11 protein-coding genes are annotated in these 19,334 nt (G+C 66.2%); 3 read left to right on the plus strand and 8 right to left on the minus strand.

The features are described from left to right. Nucleotides 1-111: 111 nt before the first annotated feature. The gene (locus ABZ887_RS31085; protein ID WP_361296352.1) at nt 112-3,891 is read left to right on the plus strand and encodes an AAA domain-containing protein; all 3,780 of its coding nucleotides are present in this window, start codon (nt 112-114) and stop codon (nt 3,889-3,891) included. Continuing rightward, the gene (locus ABZ887_RS31090) at nt 3,888-5,558 is read left to right on the plus strand and encodes a hypothetical protein (RefSeq protein WP_361296355.1); all 1,671 of its coding nucleotides are present in this window, start codon (nt 3,888-3,890) and stop codon (nt 5,556-5,558) included. The genes ABZ887_RS31085 and ABZ887_RS31090 overlap by 4 nt, the downstream gene beginning before the upstream one ends. 222 nt (nt 5,559-5,780) lie before the next feature. Here the strand turns inward: ABZ887_RS31090 and ABZ887_RS31095 are convergent, their stop codons facing one another. The 3 genes from ABZ887_RS31095 to ABZ887_RS31105 are packed head-to-tail and all read right to left on the minus strand — an operon-like array spanning nt 5,781 to nt 11,871. Continuing rightward, nucleotides 5,781-8,924, minus strand: coding sequence for a type I restriction endonuclease (locus tag ABZ887_RS31095; RefSeq protein ID WP_361296358.1), 3,144 nt, complete (start codon nt 8,922-8,924; stop codon nt 5,781-5,783). Next, entirely contained in the window at nt 8,924-10,132 is a 1,209-nt protein-coding gene (locus ABZ887_RS31100) for a restriction endonuclease subunit S (RefSeq protein ID WP_361296361.1), read from the minus strand. Before ABZ887_RS31100 ends, ABZ887_RS31095 begins: the two co-directional genes overlap by 1 nt. Further along, nucleotides 10,129-11,871, minus strand: a complete 1,743-nt coding sequence (locus ABZ887_RS31105; protein ID WP_361296364.1) for a class I SAM-dependent DNA methyltransferase — start codon at nt 11,869-11,871, stop codon at nt 10,129-10,131. The genes ABZ887_RS31100 and ABZ887_RS31105 overlap by 4 nt, the downstream gene beginning before the upstream one ends. A 901-nt stretch (nt 11,872-12,772) precedes the next feature. Here ABZ887_RS31105 and ABZ887_RS31110 point away from each other — a divergent pair. After that, complete coding sequence (locus tag ABZ887_RS31110) at nt 12,773-13,198, plus strand: hypothetical protein (RefSeq protein ID WP_361296367.1); 426 nt, start codon at nt 12,773-12,775, stop codon at nt 13,196-13,198. Between the two features lie 216 nt (nt 13,199-13,414). Here ABZ887_RS31110 and ABZ887_RS31115 read toward each other — a convergent pair whose 3' ends face one another. From ABZ887_RS31115 to ABZ887_RS31135, 5 genes are all read right to left on the minus strand, one after another. After that, nucleotides 13,415-14,494 (minus strand): hypothetical protein, encoded by a 1,080-nt coding sequence (locus ABZ887_RS31115; RefSeq protein ID WP_361296370.1) that lies wholly within the window; start codon nt 14,492-14,494, stop codon nt 13,415-13,417. Between the two features lie 32 nt (nt 14,495-14,526). Then, nucleotides 14,527-16,260 (minus strand): thiamine pyrophosphate-dependent enzyme, encoded by a 1,734-nt coding sequence (locus ABZ887_RS31120; protein ID WP_361296373.1) that lies wholly within the window; start codon nt 16,258-16,260, stop codon nt 14,527-14,529. Between the two features lie 38 nt (nt 16,261-16,298). Further along, nucleotides 16,299-17,144: an alpha/beta fold hydrolase gene (locus ABZ887_RS31125; RefSeq protein ID WP_361296376.1), complete on the minus strand. Its 846-nt coding sequence runs from the start codon at nt 17,142-17,144 to the stop codon at nt 16,299-16,301. Between the two features lie 270 nt (nt 17,145-17,414). Beyond that, on the minus strand, nt 17,415-18,608 hold the full coding sequence (locus tag ABZ887_RS31130) for a helix-turn-helix domain-containing protein (RefSeq protein ID WP_361296379.1): 1,194 nt from the start codon (nt 18,606-18,608) through the stop codon (nt 17,415-17,417). A gap of 183 nt (nt 18,609-18,791) precedes the next feature. Further along, a complete protein-coding gene (locus ABZ887_RS31135) occupies nt 18,792-19,292 on the minus strand; it encodes a hypothetical protein (RefSeq protein WP_361296382.1) in 501 nt (166 codons plus the stop codon). Nucleotides 19,293-19,334: the final 42 nt, after the last annotated feature.

The raw sequence follows: 19,334 nt of genomic DNA on the forward strand, positions 1-19,334 counted from the left end.
ACATCGCCGCCGCCCTACGGCATTACGCACGCGCCACCGACCGCCCCATCGACCTGCTCCTGGCAACGTGATCAACAACTTTGCCGGGGCCCTGGGGGCATGGGGGTTAGCGTGAATCTGGGTGAGGGCACTCTAGTACTGCAGAGCCGTTATGAGCTCATCGAAAGGGTTCTTCGCGACAAGCTCAGCGCAGGGAACACACCCGAAGGCGCGGAGAACTGGCTCGCCATCGGGGAATACGAACAAGAATATTTGCTGAAAATCTGGCCTCACAGCAAAGATGATCCCGACGTCTCAGACATGAATCGAGCTTTGTGGGATGCAGAGCTGCGAACCCTGTATCGAGCATGCAGTTCACCAGGAGCCGAGCGGTCTTTGATGGTCCTCCGAGAGGCCGGCGTCGACAATGAAAACGGACTCCTAGCAATGGCCCTCGAGGCGCCAGGATATTCCTGTCTTGCCGTCGAGCTCGCCGAAAACCGCAGCTCCCACTACTGGCTGACCAACGAGAACACCGAGTCACGTCGTGACCTATGGAACGGCCTGAAGGGACTTACAGACGGCCTCAATCTCCTCCACGAGCAGCAGGTTCTGCACACCGGAGTCTCGGCCGAGAGTGTCTTCCTGGATCCCGCGCAGGGAGCCGACTCGCTGCGACTCGGAGGATTCGAGTGGAGCATGCGAGTTGGCTCCGGTTCGGCGCGCCCAATGTCAGCACACTGGGGTACACCGCCCGAGACCGTGGGTGGCCCACACCAGGTGTTCGGCCCAGACGGAGACTGGTTCGGGTTTGGGATTCTGGCGGCAAGATGCTTGTTGCCCATCGAGCATCTCAACAATAATTCCCCCACGCCCCAGGCGCGCTACAAACAAGTCCTGAACAAAATCGAAAAATCTAGGGATCTATTGACGGACCTGGAGCGAGACTTTCTCCTGCGTCTGGTGGCGGAATCCCCCCTGGACCGAATGACGCGCTACGAGGACATCGCGGCGCGCATAGAGGACATCGTAAGTCGATTGGGGCGATCGCCAGCACCCAATGAATGGGACGACCGGTACGTCCTGATGATCGACCCAAAGAACACCCAGGTGACCGATTCTGCCATGGCGGCGGGTCTCCGCAAGGAACTCAGCCTGCGCCCCACAGAGATGTTCAACCCGCGGGACGCCAGCCATGCCGCCGCCCTGACGCGGTTCGTGCAGCGAGATCTGAACAGTCAAGGGGCCCGCCTGTACGCGGTCCGCAACCAGCCGTTTTTCATGCTCCTCGGGGATAAACTTCAGCTTCGTATCGGCCAGTACCGGGATCGTTACGCAGGCGCCGGCGAGATGGAAGCCACCTGGAAACACGCCCGCGTCCTCGGTGTGGGTGAACTGCGTGGGGCGTCCGACGACGCGGTGTCCGCATTTCCGCCAGACAGCATCACGGTGCTGAACATCCTCCAGAACCTCCGCCGGACCGAGCCCACCTTGCTGCAGAACGCGTCAAGCTGGGAGCGTCGCCTTCCTAAAGTGGACAGGGCGGCTAAGCAGCGGGCGGAGCTCGAAAAGTTCTGCGCATTCGTCCGAGTGACCAACCAGATCGAGCTCCTCTTCCGAGACGCCGAGCTCTTCGCCTACCGCATCGTGGACCGCACGGTCACCGATAGCGGCAAGGAAGAGATCACGATCGAGGAGCTGGAACGCCCACGAGAGGTGCTGAGCTTCCTTCAAGTAGATGGCGGGCTGGTGGAATTCCTCCAGCGCGAGCGCGAGAACTCTTCCAAGACCGACGCCGGGCTCGTCGTCCTCACAAGCCTCAGCCAGGACTCAATGAGCTCACCTCCGGCCGAGCTCTCCTCCACCTGGAACATCACCCAGGTCGATGTGGCCCACAGACAGGCGAAACTGACCCGGCAGCACGTGGCGGCGCAGATCACGGAGGTGCCTGATCACGGAATCCTGCGCAGCCACGGTATGGAGGGTCAGATCAAGCTCATCAAGCGGCGTAAAGAGGCCATCGACCGACTGCCCAGCCACACATACCTATTGCGCAGCCTGGCGAACCCTGGCGAGGTGTTCATGGACACGGGCGACATGGAGCCGCCTGTCGCCCTCGACCCCGCCAAGCTTGATCAGTCCAAACGAGCTGTCATCCAGGACATCCTCCGTGTGCGCCCCATCTACGCGCTCCAAGGTCCCCCTGGGACGGGAAAGACCACCATGGTGGCCTGGCTGCTACGGCAGATCCTGAGCGAGGATCCAGTCGCCCAGATCCTTATCACGGCGCAGGCCCATGGGGCTGTCGATGTGCTGTGGTCGAAGGTGAAGGAAGAGGCGTTCCGCGACGTCCGCGAGGAAAGACAGCCGCTGGCCGTTCGGCTGGGGCGCAAGTCGGTGGAGGGAGCCACTGAGCAGGAGGGCTCGGTCGATGAGGTCGTCGGCAAGACCTTGAACAGTGCAGTCCGTCGCCTTCTGTCGGTGCCAGACCGCAATACCGTCCAGAACGACTGGCTGGCCGCATGCCGTGACATGCAGACCGAGTTGGCTGCTCCGGAGCCCGGCGCCCTCCTCCCGGACTTCCGTCAGCTCGTCAAGAGAGGGGCCAATCTGACGTTCTGCACCACCAGCGCTGGAGAACTGGAGGGCCTCTCATCAGAGCTGAGCTTCGACTGGTCCATCGTCGAGGAATCCGGGAAAGTCCATGGATTCGACCTGGCACTCCCCCTTCAGGCGGGCCACCGGTGGCTCCTGATCGGCGACCAGAAACAGTTGCCCCCGTACCGGGACAAGGAATACCTCGATGCGGTCAACCATCTGGACAGCGTCGTCGACGCGCTGGACTCCCTTCCCGATGGCGGGGCACGTCTACTGGACCGCGAGTTCGTGCGTATGTGGCGCGAGTGGGACCAGGCCGAGCGTGACGACTTCACCGCCTATTCCCGGGAGTGGCTCAAAGTCTTCAAGACGATCTTCGAGAACTGCGCTTACGCACAGGGCGGCCGAGGGGAAAATGACCCTGTGCTGACCGGTAAGACGGAGCAGGGCGCCGCTATGGCAGGCATGCTCGCGGTACAACACCGGATGCACTCGGACATTGGCACACTGATCTCGGAAGCGTACTACGACGGTGAACTGACCAACTCCGACAGGACGAAACCGTCGTCGGGTCGACTCGGCGACCTGGCTCACCCGTTCGTAGCTCCCACTGGAATCGCCGGAAAGGCGATCGTGTGGATCGAAACCCCCTGGAGTGCCGCAGGCGAGAGCGCGGGCGAGTGGGGAGCACCCACGGGAGGCAAACAGGTACCCCGGTACATCAACCCAGCGGAGGCGCACGCGCTCTTCCGCTTCATCGAGAAGCTGAAGGTCGACCCCGCCGCTGCCGGGCGGGAAGCTCTCAGGCTCACCGTGCTCTCGCCCTACAGCCAGCAGGTCGGCTACTTGGAGCGCAATCTTTCGTCCTGCCGACTACCTTCCGGGGTGCGGTTCGCAGAGCGGGTCCGACGAGGTGGTGGGCAGCCTCGCTCAGGCGCCTTCACCGTGGACTCGTTCCAGGGCGACCAGTCAGACATCATCGCCGTCAGCCTGGTCCGGAACAACCAGGCTCCCGGGCATCTCCGAGGCCAGGGGATGGGCTTCCTTCAAGATGCGCCGCGACTCAATGTTCTGCTTTCAAGAGCGGAGCGGCTGCTCGTGCTCGTCGGTTCGTGGGATTTCTTCCGTAAGCAAACTGAGCTGATCGAGCTGGATGAACAGGACAAGGAGCTCTGGCACTGGAAGAAAGTACTAACCACGCTGGAAACATGGGAGTCCGACGGGCGGGTGCTGCGGCTCCCCGCTGACCTGAGTAATTATCGGGAACCCACCGTTCGGGAAGTCCTCGGCAACCGTCGCGGGAGTGCACAGTGATTCTGCTCGTTCCGGTAAGCCGCTTCCACGTCACTTACGAGGTGGGCGTCGGGCGACCGTATTCGCGTCTCGAAGAACTCGTCTGCCGCTTGATCGCCGAGGCCGACCAGCCGGTCACGCTAACACAGCTGCGGGACACGTTTCAGGTGCACGATCGCCTCCTGCTTGAGAGCGTGGTCACCCTCGTCCGAGCCGGATGGGCGGCGATGGATATCGGGGTGGGGCTCGTCGTCACGGAGCAGGGTAGGCAGACTCTGAGCGAGGGAGGCAGGCCACACAGCACGATCGTGCGTAAGGCGCACACGAGTCTGTACATGGAGCGTGTGTGCGGGCTTCTGCAACGCGAGACACAGTCCCGGCTCAACGTGCGGACTCTGCGGGACCTCAGGTCCGTGATGACTCGTAGCGACCTGGAACGTTCGCTGGTCACCGTACGCAACCCGCGCAACAGTCTGTCCGTGGGACAGGCCCAGGGACTGTTGCCGCACCGGCCGGGCGAGTGGATCCGCAGAGTAGCCGAGCCACGGATGCAAACCAAGGCCAACGAGTTCATGCCTGTCGCCGTTGATCTTCCCAGTCGCACTGTGACCGGCCTGCCTAGGTCCTGGGAGCCGCTACTGTACGGTGCTCTGCTGCGTGAGGCTGAGGAGCGGGCCGAGGAAATGCGCGAGTTCTCGCACGACGAGATCTCGCAGCTGGTCTCCCGTCATCCCAGCGCCGGGCCGAACCGCAGCGCCATCCCGCAGAACGCTCCGGGCCCTCTGCTCCCCGGGAGCACAATCTGGCTCCAGAGCACGGACGAGTTCCTGACAGCCGCACACCGGGCCGTCGAGCAAGCTCAGACCTCCATCCTCATCATGACTCCGGAGCTCAGCTCGACAGGTGTGAGGACGTTGGAACCGCTACTCAAAGCCGCGTTGGAACGAGGCGTGTGCATCGACGTGTTGTGGGGAACTGAGCAGGGCGATAACGGGGAGGGACGGGCTGACCTGAAGCGCGTTGCCGCACAGAGTACACATGGCCCCATCCGGTCCCTGCGTTTCAATGACCGGCCCGCCGGAACGGTGAGCCGCATGGTCATAGCGGACAGCAAGGCCGAACGCGGCATCAGCGACTGCACTGCCGTCTTGGGCGGATTCTCAATGCTGGATGCACAAGGGCCAGCGGACTGCCTCCTTCCCGGGTTGCTCGTGCACGACCCGGCGGTCGTCGCACAACTCGCCCGCGCAGCCGCAGGATGGTGGGCAGAGACACCCGGCCAGGAGTTCTCTGCCGCAATCGATCGGTGGCAGAGCCTGGCGTCCCGTTGGGAAGAGAGCACGAGATCACCGCTCGGCCATCACCCCGCGGCTCGGCCAGCCGATCGGCTGCCTATCCCCGGAGACTACGCCTCAGCGCGAGTAGTCCTCGACGTCGACTGCGCAATGCTGGACTCCGAATCCGTCACGCCAGAAACGAAACAGGATGTGATTGTCCGCGCCTACCCATACGTTAGTGCCGGCAGTGAGGACGAGTTCGGAAACATTGGCTCGGTGCCCCTCCGAGGTGCCGTGGCGGTGTATCTGCGCAGCTCCCCCCTGTGTAGCGCCCGCTTCGTTGCGACGCCATCGGGGTACCTGCCAGCCCCATGTGGTGAATCATCCCCAGGTTCGTTGGCCTCGGGATGAGTCACCAATCGCGGCGGCCCGGACCTGGAGGCCGAGGAGGAACCAGAGTCCGACCGGGCAGTGCGGGTCAGCGGTCGTCTCCGCGCCCCACTCGGCGTAGTGGTAGGCCGGCGGAGGTGAGGGCAAGCAGCATCCATGGCCCTGCTGCCCGAGCCCGGACCCAGTAGGCCGCGGGTGGCCTGCTGGGAGCGGGACATACAGGACACGTGTGTGCTGCCGTATCTAAGAATCCACCTGCTGATCCACCGCTGCTTCGTAGAAGGCATCCGCGAGGGCGACGATGATCGAGTTGATGGCAGGCCCGTCGGTGAAGAAGTAGTCAGCCATCGTGTTGTGGGCGTCCTGGTTGTCTGCGACCGCCTCCGTAACGGCTGCTTGGAAGTCTGGTGACTCCACGAACTGCTTCTTGGAGTTCACCTTGGTCTGCCTGATCAGGTTCGGGTCGGCAAGCAGCCGGTGGACGAGTCCCTGCACGAACTCCCTGACCTGGGACTCGGCGAACGATTCGGCGCCGAAGAGGTCGTTCATCTTGTCTATGACGACCTGGAGCGCGACGTACTTCGGATCCTTCTTCGTGCCCGTGCCGGCGGCGCTGATGCCCTTCAGCTGCCCGTCGCCCACGAGCGAGATGTTGACCGGGATTGCCTTGTTGTGCTTGACCCCGACCAGCACCACGTCGGAGAGGTCCACGTCGGCCGCCCAAGCGGACTCGGCGATGACCTTCTCCAGCAGGCGCAGGAAGATCGAGAGCATCTCCATGTAGGGGTCGCCGTAGTCGACGATCTGGGACATGAAGTCATAGAGGCGTACGTAGGTGGAGACATCCTTGCGGAACAGGTCGAGCGCCTGGAGCGTGACCTTGTCCTCCTCCTCGATCGCCCGCGCGTAGGGGCGCCGAAAGTCGTGTTGCGCCGGGCTGATCGCCGCCGAGAGCGCATTGTTGCCCTTCCGGGTCACCCACAGTTCGGCGACCTTGCGGACGTCGTCCTCGGTGTAGATTCCGGCCTGGGCAAGCTTGTTAGCCAGGTGGACGACGACGTACGGATCGGTCTCGGTCTCCAGGGTCGCGTTCTTGAAGTACGGCTCGAAGGCTGTCTTGATGTCCTCGGGCTTGTTGGCGAAGTCGATGACGAACGTCTTGCGCTTCTGCTCTCCACCAGCAGTGCGATGGGTGCGGTTGAGCCGCGAAAGCGTCTGCACTGCGGTGACCCCTGACAGCTTCTTGTCTATGTACATCGCCGAGAGTAAGGGCTGGTCGAAGCCGGTCTGGAACTTGTTGGCGACCAGCATGATCTTGTACGTCTCGCCCTTGAATGCGGCTGCCAGATCAGCCCCGGCGCCGGGGTTCATGTTGGCCTCGGTGAACTCGTCGTCCTTCGACGGCTGCGGGCCCCAGTCGCTGTGCCAGGTCTCGTCCTCGGCCATCGTCACCCCGGCGGAGAAGGCGACCAGGGTTCGGTAGTTGTACGAGGCGTCCTCGGTGCGGCGCCTGGCGATGTAGGCGTCGATGGCCAGCTTGTACTTCACGGCGGACTTGCGCGAGTCGGTCACCACCATCGCCTTCGCCTTGCCTTCGAGGAGGTAGGCGACGTTGGCATGGAAGTGCTCGACGATGATCTGCACCTTCTGGCTGATGTTCGTCGGGTGGAGTTGCACCCACCGCATCAGACCCTTACGGGCGGCGGCCTCCTCGACCTCTCCCCCGTCACCGCTCTCGGCCCTTCCGGCGATCTTCAACGCGGTGTCGTAGGACTGATAGCCCTTGAGCACGTCGAGGATGTAGCCCTCCTCGATCGCCTGCTTCATCGAGTACAGGTGGAACTCGCACGGCTTGCCATCGGGCCCCTTGCGGCCGAACAGCTCCAGCGTCTTGTTCTTCGGCGTCGCGGTGAAGGCGAAGTAGGAGATGTTCTCCGACTCGGCACGTTCGGTCATCTCCGAGGCCAGCACCGACTCCACATCGATCTCGCCACCCTCTTCGATCTCCTTGACCTCCTCGGCAGTCAGTACCTGCTTCAGCCGCGAAGAGATCTGACCCGACTGGGAGGAGTGCGCTTCATCGGCGATGACGGCGAACCGTTTGCCCTTCAGGCCAGCGTCGGTCCGGATCTCGTCCAGCGCATGCGGGAAGGTCTGCACCGTCACCGCGATGATTAGCTCGCCGTTCTTCAACGCTTGCGCCAGCAGACCCGACTTCGACTTCGCGCCGGCCTTGCGGACGTCCTCGGGGCTGATGGTCGCGACGATCTTGCCGGTGCCGTCGATCTGCCGGATCGCATCCTGCAGCTGGGAGTCGAGCACGGTGCGGTCCACGACCACGATGACCGAGTCGAAGACCTTCCGATCATCGACGTGCAGCCTCGCCAGCCGGTGGGCCGTCCAGGCGATGGTGTTCGTCTTCCCCGACCCGGCCGAGTGCTCAATCAGGTATCGCTGCCCGACACCCTCCTCTTTCACCGCCTCGACGATGCTCGTGACGGCCTCCCACTGGTGGAACCGTGGGAAGAGCATGCTCGTACGCCGCACCGACGTGCCGGTGGTGACGTCCCACTCCTCCTTGGTCTGCACGATCATCAGCCGCCCAATGATGTTCAGCCAAGCGTGTTTCTCCCAGACGCGTTGCCACAGATACGCCGTCGACGACTGTCCGTCCGCGCCAGGCGGGTTGCCGGCACCGCTGTCGAAGCCGACGTTGAACGGCAAGAAGTGGGTCTTCTCTCCCTCCAGCCTGGTGGTCATCGCCGCGAGGTCGTTCGAGACCGCGAAGTGGACCAGAGCGCGGTGTCCGAAGGACAGCAGCGGCTCGGGCCGCCCCTTAGTCAGTGGGTTGCGGTCCTGCTTGTACTGGTTGATCGCCTCATCCAGCGACTCAGTGAAGTCGGTCTTCAACTCCACCGTGGCAACCGGAAGACCGTTGACAAAGAACACCAGATCGAGGATGCGCTGGTCAGCGGTCGAGAAATGCACCTGCCGCACCACCCGCACGCGCATCGCCTCGTAGTGCGCCGTGGTGGTCGCGTTGAGCGAGGTCTCGGGGCGGAACTGCGCCATCTTCAACCGGCCGCCACCGATGTACTGCACCCCGTTGCGCAGGATGTTCAGTGTGCCCCCGCCATGCTCCAGCGGCCTGTCCAGCGCCGCGGTTAGCACGTCGAGGAACTTCGCCTGCGAGCCCGCCGCCTTCAATGCCTTCTCGTATGCCGGCCTCTGCGTCTCCTCCAGCCACGCGTACAGGTCATTCGGGAACAGCGCCCGCTCCCTGTCGTACTCCCCGCCGTCACGGTCGTTCTCCGAGTACAGCCAACCGTGAGACTCGAGGTACCTACAGATCTCCGTCTCGAAGACCACCTCGTTGTGATCGGCCATCACGCCCCCTCGCGTACGTCAATCTGCCCCGTCACCGCCGCCGTGATCAACGCCGACCGCCGCTCCCTGGAGAGCTCGATGAAGCGCTCGGTCTCCTCGATGAGCGTGTCGATCTTTGCAGTCTGCTCATCGAGGGATGCAGCGATGCTTCGCTGTTCGTTGACGGGCGCGAGTGGCACACGAAGTCCCCTGATGTCATCGAGTGCCAACTGCATCTTCGCCCCGCCTGCAGCGCCCTCCTTGAGCTGATCTTGGCCCGCGGTGGTCAGCATGAACCACCCAATGAACCTGGAATCCACGTGCTCTGACTCCAAACGACAGAGAGCCACATGCTGGCTAACGTAGGCACCGACCCAGTCGCCCCCAACTACGGCGACCGATCCCAAGTAGGCGGTGATGGAGAAGAGCAGATCTCCTGCCTCCAGCATCGTTCGCGAGCCCTCAGTCACATTCGCCGGCAGGTGGACGAACTGGACGTCACCTCGAAGATCGAGGCTGGCTCGCGGCAAGTTCCCGATGCGGACGAAACGCTCGCCCTCATCTGCGTAGTAATCGGCCCATCCTCGGGAGCCACTCGTCAGGAATCTGGTGTATCGGCGCAGTCGCACGCACGGCTCACCAAGCACCGAAAAGGCCACGTCGATGATGGCTTGGCGTCGCTCGCGGAGCATCTCGATCAACCGCTGCTGCTCCTCGATGAGCGTGTCGATGCGAGCCGTCTCGCGGTCGAGGTAGCAGGCGATGGCTCGCTGTTCGTCGGCCTCGGGCAGTACCAGAGGAATGCGGGCGAAGGTGCTCCAGTTGCGGAAGTCAACGCTGCGCTCGCGGACGTTCGGCGCCTGGGTGGCGAGGAACCCGGAGGTACCAAGGTGGCGTAGCAGGCGGGCAAGATAAGCGGGATCGTCGCCCACCACAGATTCGCAGACGTGGTAGACGGGTGAACCGTTGCCATGACTGTCCGAGACACCGACGGCGCCGGCAAAACCGTCGAGGGCGTGGAAGACCAGGTCGCCTGGGCGGATCTCTTGATAACCGTTCTCGGTATCAGAGAAGGTGTAGCCGTCCTCACGACGGTTCGAGCGCAGAGTGACTGTGCCATCCCGATAGGCGGTGATAACACCGAGCCCCGACCGAGCAGGTCGTTCCAGCAAGCGCAACACTCGCCGCACTGTTGTCTCACGCCACTCGGGCGGCGGCGTGGTGATCACTGCTCCACCTCGCGGAGAAGATCAAGAATCTTGGCGACCTGCTTCTCCAGGTCGGCGTCGATCTCGGCGAGCGGGCGGGGTGGTACGTACTTGTAGAAGTGGCGGGTGAAGGGGATCTCATAGCCGGTCTTGGTTTTGGACCAGTCGATCCAGGCGTCAGGAACGTGCGGCTTCACCTCAGCGTCGAAGTACGTCTGGATGGCCTCGCGTTCCCCTGCCGCGCCGACGGTTGAGCCGCCGTAGGTGAAGGGCACGTTTTCGGTGTCACGCTTTTTCGAGTCGGGCTTCGGGTTGCCCTTGCGGTCGACGACATTCCCGTCCTCATCGAGCAGCGGACGCTCGACGGTGATGGTCCAGTAGCCAAACTCGTCGTTGCGCAGCACCTTGGAGAAGCCAGGATCGGCGTCCTCGAAGTCGGCGTACAGTCGCACGACCTCGGCGCGGTCATGGTCGCTGATCTCACGTCCCTTGGACCCGAGGTTCTTACGCATCTTGGTCCAGAACGACGTGCCGTCGATGAGCTGGACCTTGCCCCGGCGATCGGAGTGCTTGGTGTTGTCGAGGATCCAGATGTAGGTGGCGATGCCGGTGTTGAAGAACATGTTGGTCGGCAGCGCGATGATCGCCTCGACCAGGTCGTTCTCCAGCAGCCACCTGCGGATGTTGGAGGGGCCGGATTCGGCGGCGCCGTTGAAGAGCGGCGAGCCGTTCATGATGATGCCAACGCGGCCGCCGCCGTCCTCGGGTGCGCGCATCTTGTGGGCCAAGTGGAGCAGGAAGAGCATCTGGCCGTCCGAGGTCGCGGGGAGTCCCGGCGCGAATCGGCCGTAGGGGCCGGCCGAGTCGCGCTCCGCCTTGACTGCCTTGGCGTACTGCTTCCAGTCCACCCCGTAAGGCGGGTTGGACATGCAAAAGTCGAACTGGCGGCCCTTAAAGGCGTCGTCAGTGAGGGTGTTACCGAAGGCGATGTTGGTCGCGTAGTGCCCCTTTGCGAGCAGGTCGGACTTGCAGATCGCGTACGACTGCGGGTTGTACTCCTGGCCGTACAGGCTCAGCTTCGCCTCGGGCTTCTGGGCGAGCAGGTGCTCCTCTGCCAGGGAGAGCATGCCGCCGGTGCCGGCGGTGGGGTCGTACAACGTCCGGACGATGCTGCCCTCGGAGGGGGTGACGTCCTTCTCGGCGAAGAGCAGGTCAACCAGCAGACGGATCGCGTCGCGCGGCGTGTAGTGGTCTCCGGAGGTCTCGTTCGCGGCCTCGTTGAACTTGCGGATGATGTATTCGAACGCATCCCCCATGTCGGCGTTGGACACCTCTTTGGGATGCAGGTCGACGGCGCCGAAGGACCTTACGATCTCGCGCAGGAGTCCAGCCTTCTCCAGGGCCAGGATCTCCTTTTTGAAGTCAAAATACTCGAAAACGTCCACATCGACCGAGAACCGGTCAATATAGTCAGCGAGGTTGTCCGCCAGTCCGTCCGCATCGGCCAGCAGGTTCGCGAACTCGTAGTTGGAGGTGTTGTAGAACGTCCGCCCCGTGGCCTTCTTGACCTCGAGCTTGAGCCGGTTCGGGTTCTCGTAACTCGCAGCCAGCTCCCGTAGCACCGCACGGTCCGGCTCAAGAACGCAGTCGAGCCGTCTCAGGATCGTGAACGGAAGGATCACAGTCCCGTACTGGTTGGGGCGATAGGGGCCGCGAAGCTGATCAGCAATCGACCAGATGAAGCTACCGAGCGTACTCACAAGGTTCCTCACGAGAATCGTCTAGCAGTGACGATCACTTTGCCAAAGGGAGCAGCCAGCATCCCATGGTTCAGTCATGGGACCCCCCGACGTGCTCTTGCCGATCGGCCCGGGTGCTTGCACATGTTGCCGGAGCGGCAACTCCGCAAGGCGTTGGCAGACGGCAAGAACGAACCGGCCCCGCAGACTCCACTACAGCGAGATGGAGATGCACCAGCACGACACCGAGGTACCTCAGGTGCGTGAGCAATGCGTGAGCGGACTGCCCGATACAGGGTGGCATGAGCCGGATCAAGTGACTCGCCGCGCTGTTCTGACCAGGGAAAACAGCACCGCGCGGCAGCGCCGGGCACCCCCCGGCAAGGATCCAATCCCACTCCTAAAGCGGGTGTCGCAGGTTCGAATCCTGCCGGGGGCACAGACAGGAGGGTCGGCTCAGGGGAGGTTTTTCCTCCCAGGCCGGCCCTTCGTCGTGTTCGGGGGCGTGCCACTAGTGCCATGCGGATGCCACATCTCGTAGCTGGAGGCCCCTCGCTCACGGTCGCGGATCATGGCCCCGAGCTGATCGGCGGGCATCAGCTTGCGCGTGCTGGCCCCTGCCGCTGAGGCGAGCGTATTGCCCGTGGGCCGTAGATCGTGGAAGTGCAGCTCAGCCGTGACGCCTGAGGTCTTCCTGGCCTTGACCCGGTCGTCGGGGAAGTTGCTCCGCCGAAGCTGCCCACCCTGTGGCCCGACGAAGACGTGACCATCGCGGCCAGAAGCGGCGAACTACTCCAGACAGCGGCTGATCTCGTCGAGTCAGGACGTGCAAGATCGGAAGAACGCCGCACGGACCACACGGAACAGCCACGGAGACTTCCTGAGAACCACCACTGTCAGACCCTTCCGCCATGCTCTGCCCATGCTGATTGCGACGAACGTTCGTGGGCACGCGGTGAAGCGCCCCTCCAAGCCGACGATAGGCACGATGCTCGCGACCCTGGGACAGGGCGACCACCTGATCCTGGAACGACAGGACGAGGGCCGCGAGGGCGACTGGTACATCCAGGTGCTGTTCCGCGACAACAACACCTACCAACTGGAGTACCGGGACGGTGTCCCCGCAGAGCACTACCAAACCCTGACCGATTCCCAGGACAAGGCCCGTCAGGCCCTCCTCGACTGGGCGGCCGGCAAGCCGGGCTGGCAGGACGGCTTCCTGTGGAACAACATCGGCGCCATGTTCGGCGCCCCGGTAGTTGAAGCCACGGATCAGCCCAACGCCCAGCACCACACGCCCGCCCATCCGGGAGCTGGTACGACAGCACGTAGGCGTCCGCCGCCATGACCGTGTCGCAGACCTCGACTGCCCGCCCGTCGGTGTCGAAGGCGGTCCGGATCCGGGGCTGCTTCCGGTTCTTCGGTGGCGGCCGGATCCTCTCCTCGTACCGGCGGCCGAGTCGCGGCTGGGTGTCCGGCCGGGCCGGCCCCCATGGGTGATCCCGGGCGCCCCATGCCGTCGACCGGCGTGTGGAGGAGGGCGGGGCGGGACTCTGCGTGGTCGCTAGCGGGCGTGCCACTCCCTGGCGCTGGCCGCGTAGACCGTGCGGCGGGCGCGGTTGAGGTTGCCCAGGGGGCGGAACTCCGCGGGGGCATGCCAGGGGTTGAAGGCGAGGGTGTCGACCTGGTCGCGAGTGGCCCGGCCCTTCGCGTCGAGGGTGTTCTGGGCGGGGATCGTCAGGGTGGCCACGGCGAACCAGGGCGAGTCGGTTTCCTTCCATTCGACCGCCCCGTCCTCTATTGGTGTCAGCCTCTCGCTGACGTACTTCTGGATGTGCAGGGCGAACCGGACCGACGCGTCGCTCAGCCGGGCGGCGAAGTCGGTCTGGAGAGCGTTGGCCGGGTCCGGCGGTGGGGCGGGGGTCGGGACGGGGCCGTCGAGTGGACTGAGTGGGCCGACTGGGCTGAGGCGGAACCTGACGGGGCCGATGTCGCCCCACAGGACCGCCCCTCGGCTCCAGTAGGACTCCAGGGCCAGGCCGGGCGAGGGGCGGTTGGCCTGCCTGAGATTGCGGAGGACGCGGGCGGTCTCCGAAGGGCCCAACGTGGCCAACATCCGCGGCAGGACCAGGGGTTTGGGACCGGCGCCGATCCTGGCGATCTCCACGAACTGGGTGGCGTCGCGGGCGTGGGAGACCGGGTAGCTGGTCATGAGGAGGTCGTGTTCGCCGCCATCGGGGAGGGTCAGCTTCAGTGCCGCGCCGCGGAGGTCGGGGCTGCCGTCGGGCCGGACGGTGCCGCTGGCGTTGGACAGCCGGACGACGGCCGGCAGTCGGGCCCCGGCGGTGAAGTCTCCGGCCCACAGGTCGGCGGGCAGATCGGTCCGGAAGGCGAGTTCGGCGTTGTCCACTCCGACGACGATCTTGGCGTGGAACGTGCGACGGGAGACCTGCGAGCCGGATTTTTGTCTGTTCGTCCGCTGGACGGCGACGATGACGTCCGCCAGGTCACGGAAGTGGGCCTCTTCGGCCTCCGGTGAGCCGCCGTGGTGGATCTCGCGCCAGCCGCCGGGCGCCGTGGCCAGCGCGTCCGGCGCATCCGGCGCGTTCGATGCGTCCGGTGGGGAGTCGTGGGTGTCTGTCATGGTGCGTCTTCCTCCTTCGACCGGGCGGTCGTTCAGACGATCCGGGCGTTGTCCGTGGCGGTGTCGATGACGTCGTCGAGGCGGCCGGCGAGGATCTGCCGTGCCGCGCTGAGTGTGAAGCCCGCGGCTGTGCCGGCGGGGACGTGGGCGGGGACGGCGAGGGCGTAGGGGTCGACGAGGACGTCGACGACGACCGGGCCGCCGGTATGGGCCAGCGCGGCCGCGAGGCCGTCCGCCACGTCACCGGGGTCTTCGATGCGGATGCCCTTGGCGCCCATCGCCTCGGCGACAGCGGCGAAGTCCGGGTTGGCGAAGTCGGTCCCGAACGGGACGAAGCCGGCTTCCTGTTGCTCGATCTTGACGAAACCCAGGCCGCTGTTGTTCAGCACGATGTGGACGACGGGCAGTCGGCGCTGTACCTCCGTGAGCAGGTCGCCGAGCGCGAGCATGGTGAACCCGCCGTCGCCGCACAGGGCGATCGTCTGCCGTCCGGGGAAGGCCAGTTGTGCCCCGAAGGCGCCGGGCGAGGCGGTGGCCATCGACGCCCAGGAGAAGGATCCGAACAGCCGGCGCTGCGGGCCGTACCTGATGTGCCGGGCGGCCCAGATGACGGGGGTGCCGGTGTCGGCGAAGAACAGCGCGTCGTCGGCGGCGAGGTCGCTGAGGACGGTGGCGAGGTACTCCGGCCTGATGGGGTTGATGCGCGGGCCTTTGTCCGTGTAGTGCCGCATCCTGCGGTGGAACCGCTCGGTCTCCTCCACGCAGCGGGCGAGGAACCCGCCGTCGGACTTCGGCTCGACCAGGGGCAGGAGCCCGGCCACGGTGGCCCGTACGTCGCCGGTGACGGCCAGGTCCACCGGTACGCGTCGGCCGAGCCGTTGCGGGTCGTGGTCCACCTGGATGATCCTGGTCCCGCCGTGCGGGAGGAAGCTGCTGAACGGGAAGTCGGTGCCGAGCATCAGCAGCACGTCCGCGTGCTGGAGCGCGTGATGGCAGCCGCCGTAGCCGAGGAGACCGGTCATCCCGACCGCGTTCGCGTTGTCGTGTTCGAGGAACTGCTTGCCCTTGAGGGAGTAGCCGACCGGTGCGCCCAGTTTTCCGGCCAGCGCCGTCACCTCGGTGTGCGCCCCGGCGCAGCCCTGGCCGCCGAAGACCGCCACCGTGCCCGCCTCGTTGATCAGCCCGGCCATGGCGGCGAGGTCCTCCGCTCCGGCCGGCGCGCGTACCGGTCGGGGCAGCCGGATCTCGTAGCGGTCCTTCGGCGCGTGTGCCGCCGCGACGTCACCGGGCAGTGCGACGACCGCGGGGCCGCCCCGGGTCACCGCGGCCGTCACCGCGGAGGTCACGACGGTGCGCAGCTGGCCGGGACTGACCAGCCGGCCCACGTAGACCGCCGCGGACGCGAAGAACCGGTACGGGTTCAGCTCCTCGACGGTCTCGCTGTCCATCAGGCCGGTCTCGGTGTCGCCGGCCAGGACGATGACGGGCACCTTCTCCTTCAGGGCGTCCAGCATGCCGTTGATCAGGTGTGCCGCTCCTGGGCCTGCCGTCCCGCACACGGCGACCGGATGCCCCGTCAGTTTCGCCTCCGCGACCGCGGCGAAGACGCCGAACTCCTCGTTGCGCACGTGCACGAAGTCGACCTGGCCGGTGCGGCGCATCGCGTCGACCACCGGGTTCAGTGCGTCGCCGACGATGCCGTAGCAGCGCCGTACGCCCGCGCTGACCAGCATCTCCCACAGGCCGTCGGCCACCGTTTTCGACATGCAGGTGTCTCCTTCCAGGCCGGTTGTGTCGGGTGTGGTCAGCGGGTTTCGCCGGGCGTGGCGTCGAGGACTCCGGCGCGCGGGCTCAGTGCCCAGTCGAGGACGAAGTCGGCGACGGCCTCCCAGCCGGGCTCGCCGCAGGTGAAGTGGTCGCGGCCGTCGAAGACGGTGTGGGCGGTGACCGCCGTCGAGTGCTTCGCGTTCTTCTCGTAGTTCTGCCGCTGGACGACCGGGGGCAGTATGTGGTCGCTGCCGCCGGAGACGAACAGCAGCGGCGCCCGGTCACCGTCGGCGAAGTCGAAGGTCGTGGCCGCGTGCGGGGTGACGGCCGCGAGGCCGCCCTGGAAGAGGATGCGGGCCGGCGTCGGCACCGCGTAACGGTCGTAGGCCCGCCGGGAGGCGTCCTCGTCCAGGGTGTTGGTGAAGGCGTAGTGGAACTGCTCGGCCGTCAGGGGGACGGCCCGGTGTGCGTTCGCCGGGTCCTTCAGGACCGGCAGGACCGAGCGGAGCTCCGAGAACGGCATCGCGTTCACGCCCTTGACCGCGGCGCCGTCGATCGACACTCCGGCCGCCCCGAGCCCGGCGCCCACCAGGAGCTGGGCGAACGTCCCGCCGAACGAGTGCCCCATGATGACCGGCGGGGAGTCGAGTTTCCCGATGACGGCGGTGAGATGATCCAGCACCTCCCGCACCCCGACACCGCCTATCGCCGAGGCGTCCTCGCGGAGCGCCGCCACCCCGGCCTCCCCCGGCTCGATCCCGGGGTATCCGGGCGTGAGCACGGTGAAGCCCCGCTCCTCGTACCGGGCCGCCCAGTGCTCCCAGGCGAGTGGCGTCATCCACAGGCCGTGGATCAGGACGATCGTGTTCGGTGCGGAAGTCATGCCCGCATCCCTCCCTCGCTACGGCAGCCGTCAGGGCGGACGCCCGGCCGGTTCTGTCCTGCCGCCGTCAGCGTTGCACCGCTCGCACTGTGCACAGGGCCAAGGATTCGACCGGCTGTTGTGCACGGCAACAACCCCTGACGGCAGGGAAGTCGGGGATGCCGACCGCGAGCGGTGCCGGGGCGTGTCGTCGTCCGGCACCGGCCGCCCTGAGCCTGTTCCGAGGCCGGGCCGTGCCCCGTCGGTGCACCCGGCGGCCCCCGTCGGCTCTCACTCGGGCCGGGCCAGGGTGTCGCCGCCTGTCGTGTCTCTCCAGACGACGGCCAGCCGGGCCAGTTCCCGGTGTGCGTGCCGGTCGAGGTCGAGGCCGGTCAGCTTCTCGATCCGGTTGATGCGGTAGAGCAGGGTGTTGCGGTGGGCCGGGAGCGCCGCCGCTGCCGCGGTCCGGTTGAAGCCGTGCGCGGCCAGGCACCGCAGCGTCTGCGACAACGTCCCGGAGGGGTCCTCGGCGTCCAGTCGGCCGAGGACCCGCCGCACGATGTCCTCGGCCAGCCGGGGGGAGTTCGCGAGCATGAGCTCCGTCAGGAAGTCGTCAGGGCGGATCCGTCCCCGGCGTCCGGCCCGGCCCGCCAGGGTGACCAGGTCGTGCAGGTTGCCGACCGCTTCCGCGAGCCCGTCGGCGGCGGTGGCCGACTCGGCGGCGAGGATCAGCGCGCTGTCGGCGAGGAAGCCGGCCCAGTCGAAGCCCGGACCGGTCAGCCCGGCGACGCGGTGCCCCTGTGTGCAGGCGAGTGCGCCCACGGACCGCAGACGTGCCGCCAGACCGGCGTGCGCGGCGGCCGAGCCGCCGTCGATCGCGGCGACGAACGGGCAGTGGGGGCCGGCGAGTTCGAAGCCCAGCCGTTCCGCCCGGTCGAGGTCCTCGATGGTCGTCGCCGACCGGGCGCAGACCCGGGCGAACAGCGTCGCCGCCCGGGAGTCGCCGTCGGCGGACGGCAGGTCCCGGTGGTCGGCGAACGCCCGCGTGACGGTCGTCAGTGCCATGTCGAGGAACGCCCACGGCACCTCCAGGTGAGGCGGCGGCCAGGCACCGCCCTCGGGCGGGCCGGCCTCCGTCACGGTGCTCCGCACCGCCCGCGCCGCACCGCAGCAGGCACGGATCGCGTCCTCGGCGGCGAGGCCGTGTCGCGCCGCCTCGCGCGCCGCCTCGTACAGCTCCGACAGCACGTCCCCGCCGGGCTCCTGTCCGCTCAGCAGCCAGTTCCTGACCAGTTCCAGGCTGCGGCGGACGATGTCCTCCATGGCTCCTGCCCGGGAACCATGGCCAGGTATTCGTCCGACCGGGGTGTCGCTCAGATCGCGGGTCAACTGCCGTGCCAGCGCCTCGCTGTCGAGGTCGTGGAGTACACCGCGCAGCCGGCCGACTGCCGCGGGCCCGACACCGGCCCGGGGCGTGGCGTACATGGCTGTCACCTTCCAGATGCTCGGTGCGGACCGGTTCTCGCCGGTACACAGGGGAGGCAGCCCACGCATGGCAGCCGGTGCGTGGGGGCCGACGACCACCGGTGGGCGGGGGCCGCTGCCGTGGTCACCGTCGGCCCCGGTGCTGTCGGCACGCGTCGGGCACGGGCCGTCTGCGCGAGACCGCTACAGCATGTCCGGCGGCGGGAGCAGGAAGTTCCATGCGCTCAGCACCCCACTGACGAAGGCCACGAGCGAGGCGGGCAGCAGCAGGTAGAGCCCGGCGGGCCTGCCGGACACCAGGACGGCTCCGCCGGCCATGAACAGCAGCATGACGGCGATGCTGGTGTCACGGCGGTCGAAGAGGCCGGTCAGTCGCTTGTCGGCGGTGACCGGAGCGCGCCTGCGTCGTCCGATGGCCAGCAGGCTCAGGCCCCCGGCCAGCCCGGCGGTCATGAGCTCGGCGCCCAGCGCCCGGTCGGCCTGGCGGGGCACCAGCAGAATCGTCGCCATGACCAGCGGCGCGAGGAACAGCACGAGGGTCTGCGCCGCGATCGCGCGCAGCACCGGGTGTCGGGCGATCCGGTTGGCGTTGAGGGACACCGCGACGAACAACAGGCCGGTGAGGGCACCGCTGGCGCCTCCGGTCATCACGGCGAAGCTTTCCCAGTCGACGGGACCGGCCATGTCCTCGCACTCCCCGTGTAGGCAACTGGAACAGGTCTTTCC

It is taken from the genome of Streptomyces sp. NPDC047061 (assembly GCF_040643955.1).
In the GTDB taxonomy this organism is placed as follows: Bacteria; Actinomycetota; Actinomycetes; order Streptomycetales; family Streptomycetaceae; genus Streptomyces.

Bases quoted from the DNA above. Each gene is read 5' to 3' on its own strand.
- ABZ887_RS31115 (WP_361296370.1), bottom strand. From the start codon at position 14,494: ATGACAGACACCCACGACTCCCCACCGGACGCATCGAACGCGCCGGAT.
- ABZ887_RS31120 (WP_361296373.1), bottom strand. From the start codon at position 16,260: ATGTCGAAAACGGTGGCCGACGGCCTGTGGGAGATGCTGGTCAGCGCG.
- ABZ887_RS31110 (WP_361296367.1), top strand. From the start codon at position 12,773: ATGCTGATTGCGACGAACGTTCGTGGGCACGCGGTGAAGCGCCCCTCC.
- ABZ887_RS31130 (WP_361296379.1), bottom strand. From the start codon at position 18,608: ATGTACGCCACGCCCCGGGCCGGTGTCGGGCCCGCGGCAGTCGGCCGG.
- ABZ887_RS31135 (WP_361296382.1), bottom strand. From the start codon at position 19,292: ATGGCCGGTCCCGTCGACTGGGAAAGCTTCGCCGTGATGACCGGAGGC.
- ABZ887_RS31095 (WP_361296358.1), bottom strand. From the start codon at position 8,924: ATGGCCGATCACAACGAGGTGGTCTTCGAGACGGAGATCTGTAGGTAC.
- ABZ887_RS31125 (WP_361296376.1), bottom strand. From the start codon at position 17,144: ATGACTTCCGCACCGAACACGATCGTCCTGATCCACGGCCTGTGGATG.